17 protein-coding genes are annotated in these 14,851 nt (G+C 61.6%); 6 read left to right on the forward strand and 11 right to left on the reverse strand.

The features are described from left to right. The 3 genes from creC to Q8Q83_RS16130 all read left to right on the forward strand — a co-directional run. A partial coding sequence (gene creC, locus Q8Q83_RS16120) for a two-component system sensor histidine kinase CreC (protein WP_305625141.1) occupies positions 1-977 on the forward strand: 977 nt, incomplete at its 5' end. Between the two features lie 109 nt (positions 978-1,086). Then, positions 1,087-1,311 carry an HTH domain-containing protein gene (locus Q8Q83_RS16125; RefSeq protein WP_305625142.1) on the forward strand — a complete coding sequence of 75 codons (225 nt, stop codon included), beginning with the start codon at positions 1,087-1,089 and terminating at the stop codon, positions 1,309-1,311. Between the two features lie 159 nt (positions 1,312-1,470). Then, a complete protein-coding gene (locus Q8Q83_RS16130) occupies positions 1,471-1,905 on the forward strand; it encodes a CBS domain-containing protein (protein WP_305625143.1) in 435 nt (144 codons plus the stop codon). Between the two features lie 11 nt (positions 1,906-1,916). Here Q8Q83_RS16130 and Q8Q83_RS16135 read toward each other — a convergent pair whose 3' ends face one another. From Q8Q83_RS16135 to Q8Q83_RS16150, 4 genes are all read right to left on the reverse strand, one after another. Next, the gene (locus Q8Q83_RS16135) at positions 1,917-2,429 is read right to left on the reverse strand and encodes a DinB family protein (RefSeq protein ID WP_305625144.1); all 513 of its coding nucleotides are present in this window, start codon (positions 2,427-2,429) and stop codon (positions 1,917-1,919) included. Continuing rightward, on the reverse strand, positions 2,426-2,779 hold the full coding sequence (locus Q8Q83_RS16140) for a DUF2834 domain-containing protein (protein ID WP_305625145.1): 354 nt from the start codon (positions 2,777-2,779) through the stop codon (positions 2,426-2,428). Before Q8Q83_RS16140 ends, Q8Q83_RS16135 begins: the two co-directional genes overlap by 4 nt. A gap of 49 nt (positions 2,780-2,828) precedes the next feature. Further along, a complete protein-coding gene (locus Q8Q83_RS16145; RefSeq protein ID WP_305625146.1) occupies positions 2,829-3,299 on the reverse strand; it encodes an OsmC family protein in 471 nt (156 codons plus the stop codon). A gap of 144 nt (positions 3,300-3,443) precedes the next feature. Then, positions 3,444-4,475 (reverse strand): DUF4062 domain-containing protein, encoded by a 1,032-nt coding sequence (locus Q8Q83_RS16150; protein ID WP_305625147.1) that lies wholly within the window; start codon positions 4,473-4,475, stop codon positions 3,444-3,446. 320 nt (positions 4,476-4,795) lie between these two features. On the opposite strand from Q8Q83_RS16150, the gene creD reads away from it, so the two are divergent. Together creD and Q8Q83_RS16160 are read left to right on the forward strand one after the other, a co-directional pair. Next, positions 4,796-6,154 carry a cell envelope integrity protein CreD gene (creD, locus tag Q8Q83_RS16155; RefSeq protein WP_305625148.1) on the forward strand — a complete coding sequence of 453 codons (1,359 nt, stop codon included), beginning with the start codon at positions 4,796-4,798 and terminating at the stop codon, positions 6,152-6,154. Between the two features lie 45 nt (positions 6,155-6,199). Next, positions 6,200-6,505, forward strand: a complete 306-nt coding sequence (locus tag Q8Q83_RS16160) for a hypothetical protein (RefSeq protein WP_371132423.1) — start codon at positions 6,200-6,202, stop codon at positions 6,503-6,505. A gap of 243 nt (positions 6,506-6,748) precedes the next feature. On the opposite strand, the gene Q8Q83_RS16165 is transcribed toward Q8Q83_RS16160, so the two are convergent. Further along, complete coding sequence (locus tag Q8Q83_RS16165) at positions 6,749-7,378, reverse strand: glutathione S-transferase (protein ID WP_305625149.1); 630 nt, start codon at positions 7,376-7,378, stop codon at positions 6,749-6,751. Positions 7,379-7,489: 111 nt separating this feature from the next. Further along, positions 7,490-7,615, reverse strand: coding sequence for a hypothetical protein (locus Q8Q83_RS16170; RefSeq protein WP_305625150.1), 126 nt, complete (start codon positions 7,613-7,615; stop codon positions 7,490-7,492). On the opposite strand from Q8Q83_RS16170, the gene Q8Q83_RS16175 reads away from it, so the two are divergent. Continuing rightward, positions 7,614-8,924 carry a PAN domain-containing protein gene (locus tag Q8Q83_RS16175; RefSeq protein ID WP_305625151.1) on the forward strand — a complete coding sequence of 437 codons (1,311 nt, stop codon included), beginning with the start codon at positions 7,614-7,616 and terminating at the stop codon, positions 8,922-8,924. The genes Q8Q83_RS16170 and Q8Q83_RS16175 overlap by 2 nt on opposite strands. Before the next feature lie 111 nt (positions 8,925-9,035). Here the strand turns inward: Q8Q83_RS16175 and Q8Q83_RS16180 are convergent, their stop codons facing one another. From Q8Q83_RS16180 to Q8Q83_RS16200, 5 genes are all read right to left on the reverse strand, one after another. Beyond that, positions 9,036-9,707 carry a twin-arginine translocation pathway signal protein gene (locus Q8Q83_RS16180; protein ID WP_305625152.1) on the reverse strand — a complete coding sequence of 224 codons (672 nt, stop codon included), beginning with the start codon at positions 9,705-9,707 and terminating at the stop codon, positions 9,036-9,038. Positions 9,708-10,069: 362 nt separating this feature from the next. Further along, on the reverse strand, positions 10,070-11,728 hold the full coding sequence (locus Q8Q83_RS16185; RefSeq protein WP_305625153.1) for a cation acetate symporter: 1,659 nt from the start codon (positions 11,726-11,728) through the stop codon (positions 10,070-10,072). Continuing rightward, on the reverse strand, positions 11,725-12,036 hold the full coding sequence (locus Q8Q83_RS16190) for a DUF485 domain-containing protein (protein ID WP_305625154.1): 312 nt from the start codon (positions 12,034-12,036) through the stop codon (positions 11,725-11,727). Before Q8Q83_RS16190 ends, Q8Q83_RS16185 begins: the two co-directional genes overlap by 4 nt. Positions 12,037-12,668: 632 nt before the next feature. Continuing rightward, entirely contained in the window at positions 12,669-13,376 is a 708-nt protein-coding gene (locus Q8Q83_RS16195; protein ID WP_305625157.1) for a PolC-type DNA polymerase III, read from the reverse strand. After that, on the reverse strand, positions 13,373-14,851 hold a 1,479-nt coding region (locus Q8Q83_RS16200; protein WP_305625155.1), incomplete at its 5' end, for a putative nucleotidyltransferase substrate binding domain-containing protein. The genes Q8Q83_RS16200 and Q8Q83_RS16195, both read right to left, overlap by 4 nt.

Genomic DNA, 14,851 nt, shown 5'->3' on the forward strand with positions numbered 1-14,851 from the left:
GCAAGCCCGTTGACGATCAGCTCGAGCCCGTGGTCTTCCGACATGTTCTCGAACGGCAGCACGGCGATCGACGGCCGGTCGGCGATCAGCGGCGGCGGTTCGTGGCCTGGCTCGGCGGCGGCCTGATAGTGCTGGGCCTGCTGATCGGCGCGCTGCTGTCCTGGTGGCTCAGCGCCGCGCTGCGCAAGTTGACCCGTTATGCCCAGGCGGTCAGCGCCGGCCAGCGCGCCGAGTTGCCCAGTCTGCGCGGCGGCGAGCTGGGGCAGCTGGCCGCGGCCGTCGAACGCATGCGCACCGAGCTGGAAGGCAAGGCCTATGTCGAGCGCTATGTGCATACATTGACCCACGAACTGAAAAGCCCGCTGGCGGCCATCCGCGGCGCGGCGGAACTGCTCGACGGCGAGATGCCGACCGCGCAACGTCAGCGCTTCGTGGCCAATATCGAGCAGGAAAGCGCGCGCCTGCAGCAGCTGATCGAGCGCCTGCTGCACCTGGCCCAGGTCGAACAGCGCCAGGGCCTGGAAGAACAGGTGGCGGTGCCGTTGCGGGCGTTGGTCGAGGCGCTTTTGCAGGCGCAAATGGCGCGTATCGAGGCGGCGGGCCTGCGGGTGGAAAACCTGATAGCCCCGCAGCTAGCCGTGCGTGGCGAGCGCTTTCTGCTGCACCAGGCCCTGGCCAATCTGCTGGACAACGCCCTCGACTTTACCCCGGCGGGTGGGCTGCTGCGCTTTAGCGCCGAGGTGACGGGTGCGCAGATCGAACTACAGCTGTTTAACCAGGCCGAGCCGATTCCCGACTACGCCCTGGCGCGCCTGTGCGAGCGCTTCTACTCCCTACCGCGCCCCGGCAGTGGGCGTAAGAGCACCGGCCTGGGGCTGAACTTCGTGCAGGAGGTGGCCGAGTTGCATGGCGGTGAGTTGCATATCGGCAATGGCGACGGCGGCGTGCTGGTGCGCCTGATCGTCAGCCGCGCCTGAGGTGCGCGGCGTCCGTAGCCCGGATGAAATCCGGGGGGAGCCCTGCGCCTGCCTCCAAGCGCTCCCGGATTGCATCCGGGCTACGGGACTGCAGGCCTTGCTCGATGCCATGGCTGAAACCCAGGTGATGGGTTCGGAGAAAGGTTCGGAGGAAAGTTCGGAGAAGATTCTCGCGCTGCTGCGTACCGAGCCGCAGCTGCCGGCCAGGGTGCTGGCCGAGCGTCTGGGCATCAGCTCGCGGGCGTTGGAAAAACAGCTTGCCAAGCTGCGTGAGCAAGGGCGCTTGCGGCGCATCGGCCCGGCCAAGGGCGGCCATTGGCAGGTTATGCCGTGAAGCCTATTAGTGAAGACCTGCTGGCGCAGCAGTGGCGGCGGTAGTTGCGTCGAAGTCGCCCAGGTGCTCTGATCCCCTTATCCGGTTGGCTACTATCCTTCATACAGCCGACCAGCGGGCTATTCTCAATCGCTAGAAAATCAGACCGGGAGCCAGTGCATGAAAACAGTCGCCGAGATACTCAGAGCCAAGCCGCATGCCGCCGTCTATAGCGTGAGCCCCGATACCACGGTGCTCGAGGCGGTCAAGCTGCTGGCCGAGAAGGGCATAGGTGCGTTGGTGGTGTTGGAGAAGGGCCGCCTGGTGGGGATCGTCAGCGAGCGCGACTACGCGCGCAAGGTCGAGCTGCTGCAGCGCTCGGCCTTTAGCGCCAAGATCAGCGAGATCATGACCGCCGATGTAATCACGGTCGGGCCGCGGGACACCTCGCAGTTCTGCATGCAGCTGATGACCGACCGCCACCTGCGCCATCTGCCGGTGCTGGCCGAGGGCGAGCTGATCGGCCTGCTGTCGATCGGCGATCTGGTCAAGCACACCATCGCCGAGCAGGCCAGCCTGATCCAGCAGCTGGAGCAGTATATTCGCGGTGAGTAACAGCTGGGCTGTCAGAGCGCCGCTTGGCGGCGCTCCGGCTCGGCCTGATGCAGAAAGCGCGTATAGATATCCCGCGGCGGCGCCAGTGACAGCTGCGCCATAATTCGCCCCACCGCGCCGCGGTGGTAACCGCCGTGGGTGACTATATGCGCCAGCATCTCTTCGCGGCTCATGCGGCCCGCATCGCCGTCGACAAAGCTAAAGGCAATCCGCTCACTCAGCTGCTCGGCAGTTAACCCCACCATATAGTCCAGATACCAGCGATCGGTGGTCTGCACCGCCTGCTGCAGCGCATCCAGGCTCGGCGTCTCGGGGGTATTGGTGGCGCTATAACCGTGCGGCAGGCCCTGCAAATTGGCGACAAAGATGCGCTCGACCACATAAATATGATTGAGGATGCGCAGGGCAGCGTGCAGCTCGGCCTGCTGGCTTGCCGGATCGAGCCGCCGCAACTCGGCAAATAGCTCCTGGTTGGCCCAGGCTTTGTACTGCAGCAGCGAGGTGAGGAGGCTGGCGCTACTCATAAGGGCTCTCCCAGGGATTTGGCCGATGGCGTGAGGGTGGTTGGCGCGTCTTGGCCCAGGGCCTTGACCACCAGATAGAGCAGCGGCCCGACCGAGACGAAGAGGGCAGTCAGCAGCAAAAATGGCAGCAGATAAACCCAGGATTTGCCCCGCGCCTTGGCGTCCCTGTACATCCACACACAGGCCAGGGCCGCCAGGATATACAGATCCATCACCACCTGCGCCGTATCCGGGCGCGACAGCAATTGCAGGCCGAACTGCAGCAGGGACTGCTCGGCCTGTAGCATCACGTAAGCGGTGTAAGCGGAAAATCCAATCAGGGTGATCAGGGGAAATGCGAACTTTTTCATGGTGCCGTCCTTGGTTGCGATACGTTTTATGGCTCCAGCCTCTGCGCCCTTAGCCCGGGATGCGCGGCTCGCAGCGCACTTCGGATTTAACCGAGTTGGCGATAAAGCATTCCTCGTGGGCCTGGTGGTGCATCTGCTCGATCTGCTCCTGGGTCGGCTGGCGCGCGCCGGAGAACTCGACCGCAGGTCTTAGGGTGACCCGCGCGATATACAGCTTGCCGGCGCCGTTTTTCTGCATCACGCCAATGGCGGCGTCCTGGTAGCTGTCGACGCAGAATTGCTTGTCAGCCGCGATGGAGAGAAACCAGAGCATATGGCAGCTGGCGAGGGAGGCGATAAAGGCCTCTTCGGGATCGACCGCCGCGGCATCCGACAGGGGCACAGGCACCACATGGGGCGAGGATGAGCCGGGAATCTCCAGACCGCCATCGAAGCGCAGCAGATGCTTGCGGCTATAGCTGTTGCCGAGAAAATCCTGCTCGCCGCGCTGCCAGATAACTTCCGCACAATAGTTAGCCATAAGGCTTTTCCAACCTCCGTTGTTGTGTCAGTGCCGGGCATCGAATGCCGGGCGATAGGCGACCCTAGAGGAGTCGCGGGATGTCCCCTAAAACTCGCTCTTTTTTGAGTCTCCGGTACTGTAGGTGCGAAGTTGATTTTCTTGTTATGCAATATCATCATCCAGACTATCTTCAGATGTGTTGATACCTTCTTCCAGCTGGATTCTTCTAGATCTCTTTTGTACTTGCTTTCCTATTGTTGTTAGTGACCAGTATGAGCTTTTATCACTGACTGCATGCTTTTTCTTTGATGGCTCTACTAGGTCTAAAGCGGAAAAATCCGCGATCAGGTGTTCGGTGTTTACTTTTCCAAAAGGCCAGAAATTATGGTACTTAGTGCTTACAATTGAATAAGCAATATTTTCAGCTATGCCTTCAGTTGTGTTTTCCAATATTAGGTTTGGTGCCGCGGCTAAAAATAATTGTAATAATGTACGAGTATGTGATGTTGCACTGTCAAATGAAGCCACTGATCTAATAGTAAGCGTCCTTGAATTTTCATTTAAAATATTGACGGCTTCCCTTACTTCGTCAACAGCTTCTGCCTGTTTGTTAATTAATTTTCTATTTTCATCTCGAAGTTTGGAGTTTTCGGCGCTTAGTCTAGTTAATTCTTTGGTGACGTTCGTGCCTACAGCGTCATCTGTTCTTGACCATCTTGTTCTAGGATTTGTATTCATGGCTTTTATTAAGGAGATGGATATTTTTCCATGTAAATCTTCTTTGCCATTCCAAAATTGTACTGGCTTCGATGTGACCTTGCTTTTAAGGCCGTCGAGTTTCTTCTTTTTCTTACTGTCCTTGTCTATTCTATCTGCAGGCCATGAGGCCTTTTCGTCTATAACAAATCCAAGAGTTGGTACGCCACATGATTTAGCAAAATCATACTCCTTCTCTGTGTAGCTAATACCCTCGGGGGTTTCTGAACCATAGCGATGTCCAATAATTATTACGTAATAGTCAGTGGCCTCAATTTGCCTGGCTATTAGCTTCCATTGTTCTTCGTCTGCAGCGCTAAACATTTCCATGCCTACAGGTATGTGCCCCATCTCTAGTACGGCTTTTATAGCTTGGTTGCGCTCTTCTTTTAGGTCTTCATATGTGGAGCTAATGAATACTTGGTACTTCTTTTCCATTGGCTTGTCCTTTGCTCTGTGTGAGTGTGTTTGGATTTTATGTTGTGGGTAATTAGGTGGTTTTCTGTTTTGCAGCTAATTTTGATGATTGTCTGCTGTCTTTTTTACGCAGTCTTGCGCGATGCATAAAATTTCACATCGTTCAGGCCGGGGAAACCACCGTGAGGCACTCAGCTGACGCTACGCACTTCCCTACCTACTGTCCATTTGCCTATCCCAGTCTGCATCGCTTCTCCATCAATTCTCCACCGTCCCTCCATAAAACCACCACTTAGCCCGCCCAGACTCTGCCTACCTTAATCGCATCGGAGAGTTGCACCATGAGCCGCATCCTGGGTTTTAAGTTGGGCGCTATCGCCTTGTTGATTCTGTTATTGCTGATTCCGCTGTCGATGATCGGCGGCTTGGTGGGGGAGCGGCAGTACCAGCGCGAGGCGGTGCTGCAGGATATTGCGCGTAGTTCCAGCTATCGCCAGCAGATCACCGGGCCGGTGCTGGTCATGCCCTACACCAAGGTCTGGCAGGAGTGGAAAACCCACGCCAAGACCGGCGTGCGTTATCTGGAAGAGCAGCAGTACAGCGGGCGCCTGTATTTTCTGCCGGAGCGTTTTGTGCTCAATGGCCAGGTCGGCACCGAGGAGCGCGCGCGGGGCATCTACAAGGCGTTGCTGTACCGCAGCGATAACCAGGTCAGCGGCGCCTTCAAGCTGCCGGCGCGCCTGGGCTTGGGCGATGACCTGGGCCTGTACCACTTCACTACGCCCTTTCTGGCGGTGGGCATCAGCGATATCCGCGGCATCAGCAATGACCTGCAACTGCGCCTGAATGGCACCACCCTGAGCTTTGCCCCGGGCAGCGGCGATGAGCATTTCGGCGCCGGTGTGCATGCGCCTTTGCCGGCGCTGGATAGCCAGGGCGGGCAGGTCCTGGAGTTCGCCTTCGACCTCAAGCTGCAAGGCACCGAGCAGCTGAGCGTGACCCCGGTGGGCCGCGACAGCCGAGTCGAACTGAGTTCCGCCTGGCCGCATCCGAGCTTTGTCGGCGAGTACCTGCCGAGCAGCCGTGAAGTGAGTGCGGCAGGCTTTAAGGCGCAGTGGCAGACCAGCTTCTTCGCCACCAACCTGGAAGAAGCGCTGCACGACTGCGTGCATAAGGAGAGCTGCGATGGCCTGGCGGCGCGCCACTTCGGCGTGAGCTTTGTCGACCCTGTGGATCAGTACCTGAAAACCGAGCGGGCGATCAAATACGCCCTGCTGTTTATCGGCCTGACCTTCGCGGTGTTCTTCCTCTTCGAAGTGCTCAAGCGCATGGCGGTGCATCCGGTTCAGTACGCCCTGGTCGGCATGTCGCTGGCGCTGTTCTACCTGCTGCTGTTGTCGCTGTCCGAGCACCTGAGCTTCGCCAAGGCCTACGCCATCTCGGCGGCTGCCTGCGTATCGTTGATCGGCTTCTACGTCAGCCACGTATTGCACAGCTGGCTGCGCGGCAGCGCCTTCGGGGTATTGCTGGCGGCGCTCTACGGCCTGCTGTTCGCCCTGTTGAGCGCCGAGGACTACGCCCTGCTGATGGGCTCCGTGCTGGTGTTCGGTGTGCTCGGTTGCGTGATGGTGCTGACCCGCAAGCTGGACTGGTACGGCGTGGGTAAGAACGGCGCTGGCAGCCCTGTCAGCAGCCTTTGACCACTAGGGGCGCGGCCCTGGTCGCGCTCGTTTGAGGAGCCAAATATGATGCGTTTATTTGTACAGTTTTCCGCCTGTTGCGCCCTGGGCCTGGCGGTCGCGCTACTGCTGTTGCTCGGCCTGATGTTCTGCGGCCAATTTAATTGGATCGATGGCCTGCTGCTGACCGGCAAGCCGCTGGCGCTGCTGAGCCTGAGCCTGCTGCCGGAGGCCTTCTGGCATGAACTGACCGGCCTGGCGGACGCCACGCAGAACAGCTCGCTGCAATCCTTTCTCAGCCTGTGTGCGGGCCTGGGGCAGATCGGCCTGCTGCTGGCGGGCGGTTTCTTTCGCCTGTGGTACTGGCGATGAGCGGGCATGTGGGCTTGCGCGAGGAAGCGCGCGCCGGGCATCTGCTGGCGCGGCGGATTGCCCGGCTGTTTGCCCCGGCTCGCGGAGCTGGGCAGGCGCCGCGCAAAACGGTGGTAGAAGCTGGCAAGTCGCACTCTCTGTAGGAGCCAGCTTGCTGGCGATGCTTTGTTTGCGTGGCCGGATCGCCAGCAAGCTGGCTCCTACGAAGAATGGCTGCAGCCTGTAAATAGCCTGCCGCTGGGCTTAAGCCGGCGGCTGGGTGGCCAGCATCGACGGCAACTGGCAGACCTCGGCATACCAGCCGGCCAGCTGTGGGTAGCGCTGGCGCCAGTTCAGTTCGGGTTGGCGCAGGTCCAGATAACCCAGGGCGCTGGCCAGGCCGATGGCGGCGATATCGAAGTGGCTGGCCAGTTCGGCTATGGCCTCGCTTTCGAACTGCTGCAGGGCGCGTTCGATCTTCTCCTGCTGTGCGGCCTGCCATGGCTCCCAGCGCTTCTCTTCGGGGCGCAGAAAGGTTTCGTAGCGGATCAGCACCGCGGCATCCAGTATGGCGTCGGCCAGCGAGGCCAGGGTCAGGCGCCGCCAGCGCGCCGGGCCATGCCGGGGAATCAGCGGTTCGCCGACATGCTGCTGGTCGAGGTAGTCGAGTATCACCCGGCTGTCGTGCAGCACGCTGCCGTCGGCCAGGCGCAGGGCGGGAATCTTGCCGGCGGGATTGTGGCTAAGCACCACGCTGTTGGGACTGGTGGGGCTGAGTTGCACCTCCTCCAGGCGCACGCGGCCCAGCTGGCCGGTCTCGTGCAACAGCAGCATCACCTTGCGCACGAAGGGCGAGGTGGCGGAGTAAAACAGGGTCATGCTGGGGCTGGACATGCTGGGCTCCTGAGTGCATGGACGGATGGTCTTGATCTTGATCTGGGCGCTATTCGAGCATGGCGACGCGGCGCGCGCCAGGCATCTGCAGCATCGGCATAGGCGCGGATCCTAGGTTGGGCTGAGCTGCGCGAAGCCCAACAGGTCATCAATCAGTAGCCCTTTTCCCTGCCGCTCGCGAAACCCGGCCATCTTGCCTAGGCTTTTGCAGTCCAGCGTTTGTTCGGGTGCTGCCATGGGAATTGCCTGCTCCTCTCTCTGCCGCCGCTTTGCCCTGCTGCTGCTCGCAGGCAGCTGGGCGGCCTTGGCGCTCGCCGCCTCGCCTGGCGAAACCGCCGAGGACAGTGCGACGGATCTCATCAAGGACGTGATCTTCCAATCCCTGGGGGCCGTGGGCGGCGTCGTCGACGCGGTTGACGATCTCGCGCTCGATCCCGTGGTGAGCTATGCGACCACGGCCGACAAGCCGGAAACCATCGACGACGAAGCGGCCGACGCGGCTTTCCTGAAACTCCTCGAAGGCAGTATCAACGTCACCTTTCCGGAACTCGGTTTCGCCATCAAGGGCGGCAAGCTGATCGTCGGCGGAACCGCCGCCGCCATCGAGATCGCCTTGAACGAGGTTTATGAGTCCGGACGCGACGTGGCGCTGTACCAGACCATCTTCGGCAGCTCCGACGGCCCGGATGTTTTTCTCGGCAATATCGATCAGCTATTCGCTCAGCAATCGTTTTTCGGCGATTTTCTCGCCCGGCGCTCGCCGCCTATCACAGCCGAGACGATCGGCGCACAGGTGAAATCGAAACGCGAGCTGGAGCGGCTCTGGTTCACCTACTACAAGAACACCCTGCAAGGCGGCCCGCTCGGCCTGTCGCCGACATTGCGCGAGCAGGTGGACACCAGGCGGAACCAAGCCTGGCCGCAGATGCTCGCCTATTGGCAGGCTAAGCGCGCCCAGATAGTGCTGGCCAATGCGCGCACGGTCTATCACGACCGCCTGCGCGCGGCGGTCGAAAAATTGGCCGAGCAGAAACAGCAGAACCAGGAGCAACAACAAGCCGGCGCCGGGGACAATGGCGGCGCTACGGAACAACCTGGCGTCGATCAGGAGCAGATCGCCGGCTGGCGCGCGACGCTCGAATGCCTGGAGGAAGGCGCGCGCAAGTACCCGGACCATTGGCTGGATTGCAATGGCAACTGGACCATGCGCTCGCGCGACGTGGAAATCGCCTACTACCGGGATTTATTGCGCCAGGCCGGCGTCGAGACCGGCGGCTCAGCCGATGCAACGGCGCCGTCCGGTGCAGCGCTAGCCGGCCCGCTGGAACAGGGCATCAACCGCTATGGCGGCGATTATCGCTACGAGGAAATGTCGAACGCCGATCCGGGGCAGTGCCAGGCGCTCTGCCTGCGGGAAGCCCGCTGCATAGCGTTCTCCTATGTTCGCCCCGGCATCCAGGGCGAGCATGCCCGCTGCTGGCTCAAGGACAGCGTGCCGGAGCCTTCGGACAACGCCTGCTGCACCTCGGGCACGGTGACGCGCTGACCGCCGCACGAGCTTCCGTGAGGAGCGAAAGGGTCATGGTGATTTATCTAGCAGGGCACCTTAGTTGAAAATAAATCACTACGACCCCTTTCGACCCGACTCCTTTCGACCCTATAAGCCCCTGAAGAGTACGACGTCAAAAACACCGCGGCGTAGCTTGCCGTCTTGTTTTAAATCAATGGCCAACGATGGCTTGTGACCGGCCCACGGATCGTTGGCAATGAAGGGGTCGCCCTTGAAATAGAGCTGCGTCGTAACCGGGACGTGCAGCGATTCCATGATCCGAAAGTGAATGTGCGCAGGTCGCGTCAGCCCCGCATATTTCTCAAGCCCCGGGAGATTTGGCGGGACCGGGTATCGGCCCGGCATAATCGTCTCAATCTCGTATTGCCCCTTTTCATTCGTATACAGCATCCCCCGCAAGTGGAAGGCTCTGGCCTCGGTGAAGTTGCCTGGCTTGTTGGTGTCGTATAAGCCTACGTGATTCGCTTGCCACACCTCGATCAATGCCCCCGGGAGGGGTGTACGGCAGTCTGAACTGAACACTGTGCCGGTCAGAATAAGTCTGTCACCGGGCTCATCTGGGCCTGCCAGCCGGGCGTGAAATGGCGCGCCGAACCGATAGAACGGACCGAGGATATCGGACTCGGTGGGCCGACAGCCTTGCTTGGAGGCAAAAGCAGGGCCAGCCAGAAGTCCGCCCCCAAGTATCACTGCACTCTTGTGCAAGAAGACTCGTCGTGAGATGCCCAAGCTAGCCGTCAGGATTTGATGCTTGTCCATGGTTACCTCCACTCCGGATGTTTACACCCGCTGTAGATATAGAGACATGCCTAACTATAAATAAACCCCAAGTGGGGTAATAACGCCTTTACGAGCGTGGCGGATAACATTCCAGCACTGCCATCACCAACTGCACTGACATGCCGCTTTGAATTGCTCAGTGCTCGAATAAAGAAGTTATCCGCCACCTGGGCCGGGCTATCTGCCGGAAGGAAGTTAGTGAGAAGATTCAGACTTCCCGCCCTGCAAGTTGCATCCCAGCAAACTGTATTGAGGCTAGCCCTCCTCTGACCGCCCGGCAAAAACCATTCGTCCATAAAAAAGGCAGCCCAAGGGCTGCCCAAACACACCGAGACTTCTCCTTAATGGGCGGCTGCCCCGCTGGCGCCGAGGCCGGTTTGCGAGCGGACGAACTGCGGGATAAAGCGGGCGCGGGCATCGCCGGCGGCGACGGACTTGTCGGTGACCGAGAAGAACCAGATACCGACGAAGGCCACGGCCATGGAGAACAGCGCCGGGTATTCGTAGGGGAAGATCGCTTCGGCGTTGCCCAGCACCTGCACCCACACGGTTGGGCCGAGGATCATCAGGGTCACCGCGGTGATCAGGCCCAGCCAGCCGCCGATCATGGCGCCGCGGGTGCTGAGGTTCTTCCAGTACATGCTGAGGAACAGCACCGGGAAGTTGCAGCTGGCGGCGATGGAGAAGGCCAGGCCGACCATAAAGGCGATGTTCTGCTTCTCGAACGCGATGCCGAGGAAGATCGCCAGCACGCCGAGGCAGACGGTGGTGATCTTCGAGACGCGCAGCTCATCCTTCTCGTTGGCCTTGCCCTTCTTGAACACGCTGGCGTAGAGGTCGTGGGACACCGCCGAGGCGCCGGCCAGGGTCAGCCCGGACACCACCGCGAGGATGGTGGCGAAGGCCACGGCCGAGATAAAGCCGAGGAACCAGCTGCCGCCGACCGCGTTGGCCAGGTGGATGGCCGCCATATTGTTGCCACCCAGCAGCAGGCCGGCGGCGTCCTTGAAGGCCGGGTTGGTGCTGACCAACAGGATCGCGCCGAAGCCGATGATAAAGGTCAGGATATAGAAGTAGCCGATAAAGCCGGTGGCGTAGAACACCGACTTGCGCGCTTCCTTGGCGTCCGAGACGGTGAAGAAACGCATCAGGATATGCGGCAGGCCGGCGGTGCCGAACATCAGCGCCAGGCCCAGGGAGATGGCCGAGATCGGGTCTTTCACCAGGCCGCCGGGGCTCATGATGGCCTCGCCTTTGGGGTGCACGGCGATGGCTTCGGTGAACAGGCGGGCGAAGTCGAAGTCGACGTGCTTCATCACCATCAGCGCCATAAAGGAGGCACCGGAGAGCAGCAGCACGGCCTTGATGATCTGTACCCAGGTGGTCGCCAGCATGCCGCCGAACAGCACGTAGAGCACCATCAGGATGCCGACCAGGATCACCGCGATATGGTAGTCGAGGCCGAACAGCAACTGGATCAGCTTGCCGGCGCCGACCATCTGCGCGATCAGGTAGAAGGCCACCACAACCAGCGAACCGCTGGCCGACAGGGTGCGGATCTGGGTCTGACCGAGGCGGTAGGAGGCCACGTCGGCGAAGGTGTACTTGCCGAGGTTGCGCAGGCGTTCGGCGATCAGAAACAGGATCACCGGCCAGCCGACCAGAAAGCCGATGGAGTAGATCAGGCCGTCATAGCCGGAGCTGAACACCAGGGCGGAAATGCCCAGGAAGGAGGCCGCCGACATATAGTCGCCGGCGATCGCCAGGCCGTTCTGGAAGCCGGTGATGCTGCCGCCGGCGGTGTAGAAGTCGGACGTCGAGGTGTTGCGCTTGGACGCCCAGTAGGTGATGTACAGCGTGGCGCCGACGAAGGCGAGGAACATGACGATGGCCGAGGTGTTCAACGGCTGCCGCTGTACCTCGCCTTCGATGGCACCGGCCGCCCACAGGGCGGGGGCCACGGCCAGCAGGCCGATGACGGTGAGGAGTCGTGCGATCATTTCTGCACCTCGTCGAGAATGGCCTGGTTCATGCTGTCGAACTCGCCATTGGCGCGCTGGACATAGACGCCGGTGAGCACAAAGGCGGAAAGAATCACCCCCACGCCGATTGGGATGCCCCAGGTGACAGGCGAGTCCGGGTTGATGCGGGCACCGAGCAACTCGGGAACGAAGGCGATCAGCAGGATAAAGGCCACATACAGGCCCAGCATGATGGCGGAGAGGATCCAGGCGAACCGCTCGCGCTTGGACACCAGTTCTTGGAAGTGCGGACTCGCTTGAATCCGCCGGTAGATGTCGTCGTGCATTATTGTGGTCCTCCGCCGTTGGGGTAGTGAGACCTACTCTAGGCTCGTCGTGGAGGAGCGACAGACGACCTTAGTCGTAAGAGCCCGTTCACGATCTGCTGCGCGTCGGCTAAACGACCTCGGCAAGCCGCTTGCGACTAACGCGCTTCAGCGCGACCCGAAGGGCGAGTGAAACGAGTAATGCTCATTTACAGCCAGTAAACTCCGCTTGATTCGCTGCGCTCACCCTGCGGGTCAGCCGTCGGCTGTTACTTCGCTGCGCTGCGTTTCTCGGCCGTTTTCGCCACCGTTTATCTCTAGCTCGCGAGATCGTGAACAGGCCCTAAGCGCGGCGGCGTTCTAGGCCAAGATCGTAGTGCGTTTGGCCTTTTGCTGCAGGAGCGAAGCTGACTGCTGCGCGAGCTATGGGACGGAGTGGAGTTTTATGTAGGCTGGACATGGCGAAACCTTGTCCACCGTTTGCGCCACAGTGGCGGACAAGCCTGCGGCATGTCCGCCCTACGAGCGCGCCGGCGGAAGTGCGGTTGGAGTGCGGCCTGTTGATGCGCGATCTGTAGGAGCCAGCTTGCTGGCGATCCATGATCAAGCACAAGCATCGCCAGCAAGCTGGCTCCTACCTGAGTGGGGTGTGCCTACAGCGAATAGGCCTGCTGCCGGCGGCGTTGGCCGGCCAGGCGCTGCTCCAGCGCCGGCAGGCTGTCGAGCCCTTGCTGGCGCGCCTTGCTGAACAGGATCAGCGCCAGCTCGGCGGTGACCAAAGCGTCGGCGCTGGCGTGGTGGCGCTGCTGCGCCTGCAGGCCGAAATACTGCGTCCAGTCATCCAGACCGCCATTGCGGATAGGCGCCTGGGGGCAGAGCAGCGGCGCCAGCTCGGCGACATCGAAAAAGCCATGGCGCAGGCGATAGCCCAGGCTCTGCTTGAGCGCGCGGCTCAGCATGCGTTGATCGAAGCCGGCGTGAAAGGCCAGCAGCGGGCTGTCGCCGAGAAATTCCATAAAGCCCAGCAGCGCCTCGGCCGGCTCGACGCCCCGGGCGATCGCGCTGGGGGTTATGCCGTGGATCAGGGTGCTGGCGCTGGCTCGGTGGTCCAGACGCTGCAGGGTGCATTCGAACTGCTGGCCGAGGTCGATTGCGCCGTTGTCGATCGCCAGCGCGCCGATTGACAGCACTTGGTCGCGCTGCCTATCCAGGCCGCTGGTTTCCAGGTCCAGCACCACCATGCGCTGCTGGCCTAACGGGCGCTGGTCCAGGGGCACCGGCTCGGTCAGGCGCGCGCGGCGCTGCAGTTGGCTCTGGCTTAGGGCCGGGCCGCGTCCGTTAAACCAGCTGAAGCCGTTTATAGCTGATACCTCAGGGCCAGGCTGCTCTGCAGGCGCTGCGCCTGGCGGAAGGATTCACGCAGGATGCGCCGGTCCAGGTGGTTGAGGCTGTCGGGATCGACACGGTTGGAATAGGGCTGGCCGTTGCGCGCCTGCAGCTGGTGCTGTTGCAGACGGGCCTGCTGAATATAGTGGTAGGCCTCCGCATAGGCCGCGCCGTCCTGGGCATCTATCACCCCCTGCTGGCTCAGCGCGCGCAGGCGCTGCTGGGTGTTGCAGGCGGCTATGCCATGGGCCAGGGCGAGCAGGCGCGCGCCATCGACGAAGGGCGTCAGGCCCTGCACCTTGAGGTCCAGGGTGTGTTTCTCGGCGCCCTTGCGCGCCACCACGAAATCGCGCAACAGCCCCAGCGGCGGACGCTGGCGCAGGGCGTTCTCCGCCAGCAGGCGCTGGAACAGGCTATTGCCGGCCACCTCGGCGAGCAGGCCCTGGCGCAGTTGCTCGCAACCCTGGGGTTCGCCCCAGACCGCACGCAGGTCGAAGTAGATGCTGGAGGCCAGCAGATTTTCCGGGCTGGCGGTGTGCACGAACTGGCCGAAGCGCCTGGCCCATTCCTGGCGCGACAGGCACAGCTCGGGGTTGCCGGCCATGATATTGCCCTTGCACAAGCTAAAGCCGCACTGCGCCAGGCGCTGGTTGATCCTTTGCGCCAGCGGCAGCAGGCGCGCGCGGATGGCCGCCGCTTCGCTCGCATCCTGGGCCTCGAACAGCAGGCCGTTGTCCTGGTCGGTGTGCAGGGTCTGCTCGCAGCGCGCCTCGCTGCCGAAGCTCAGCCAGGTGAAGGGCACGCCGGGGTCGCCCAGCTCTTCCTGCGTCAGCTCTATCACCCGGCAGACCGTATGGTCGTTGAGCAAGGTGATCAGCTGGGTGATCTGGGTCGAGCTGGCGCCGTGGGCCAGCATGCTGTCGACCAGCTGACGGATATCGCTGCGCAGCGCCGCCAGGGTCTCCAGCCGTCCGGCATGGCGGATGGTGCGCGCCAGATGGACCAGATCGACACGCTGCAGGCTGAACAGGTCGCGCTCGGAAATCACTCCGCACAGTTGCTCGTTTTCCACCAGGCAGACGTGGGCGATATGCCGCTCGGTCATGGCGAGGGCCGCGTCGAAGGCGCTGGCGTCCGGGGCCAGGTGGAAGGGCGCTTGGGTCATCAGCTGGGCGATGGGCTGCTCCAGGGCGCCTCCATCGGCCACCACCCGGCGCAGGTCGCGCAGGGTGAAGATGCCCAGGGGTCTATTGGCCGGATCGACTATGACGATGCTGCCGACCTGCTGCTCGTGCATCAGCCTGACCGCCTCACGCAGGGCCAGCTCCGGCGCGCAGCTGACCGGCTGGCGTATGGCCAACTGGGCGAGGCGGGTATCCAGGGAATACTGCGCGCCCAGGGTCTGCACCGCGCGCATCTGCACCTGCTGGTTGACCTGGTCGAGCAGGCT

The organism is Pseudomonas sp., assembly GCF_030696055.1.
GTDB lineage: Bacteria > Pseudomonadota > Gammaproteobacteria > Pseudomonadales > Pseudomonadaceae > Aquipseudomonas.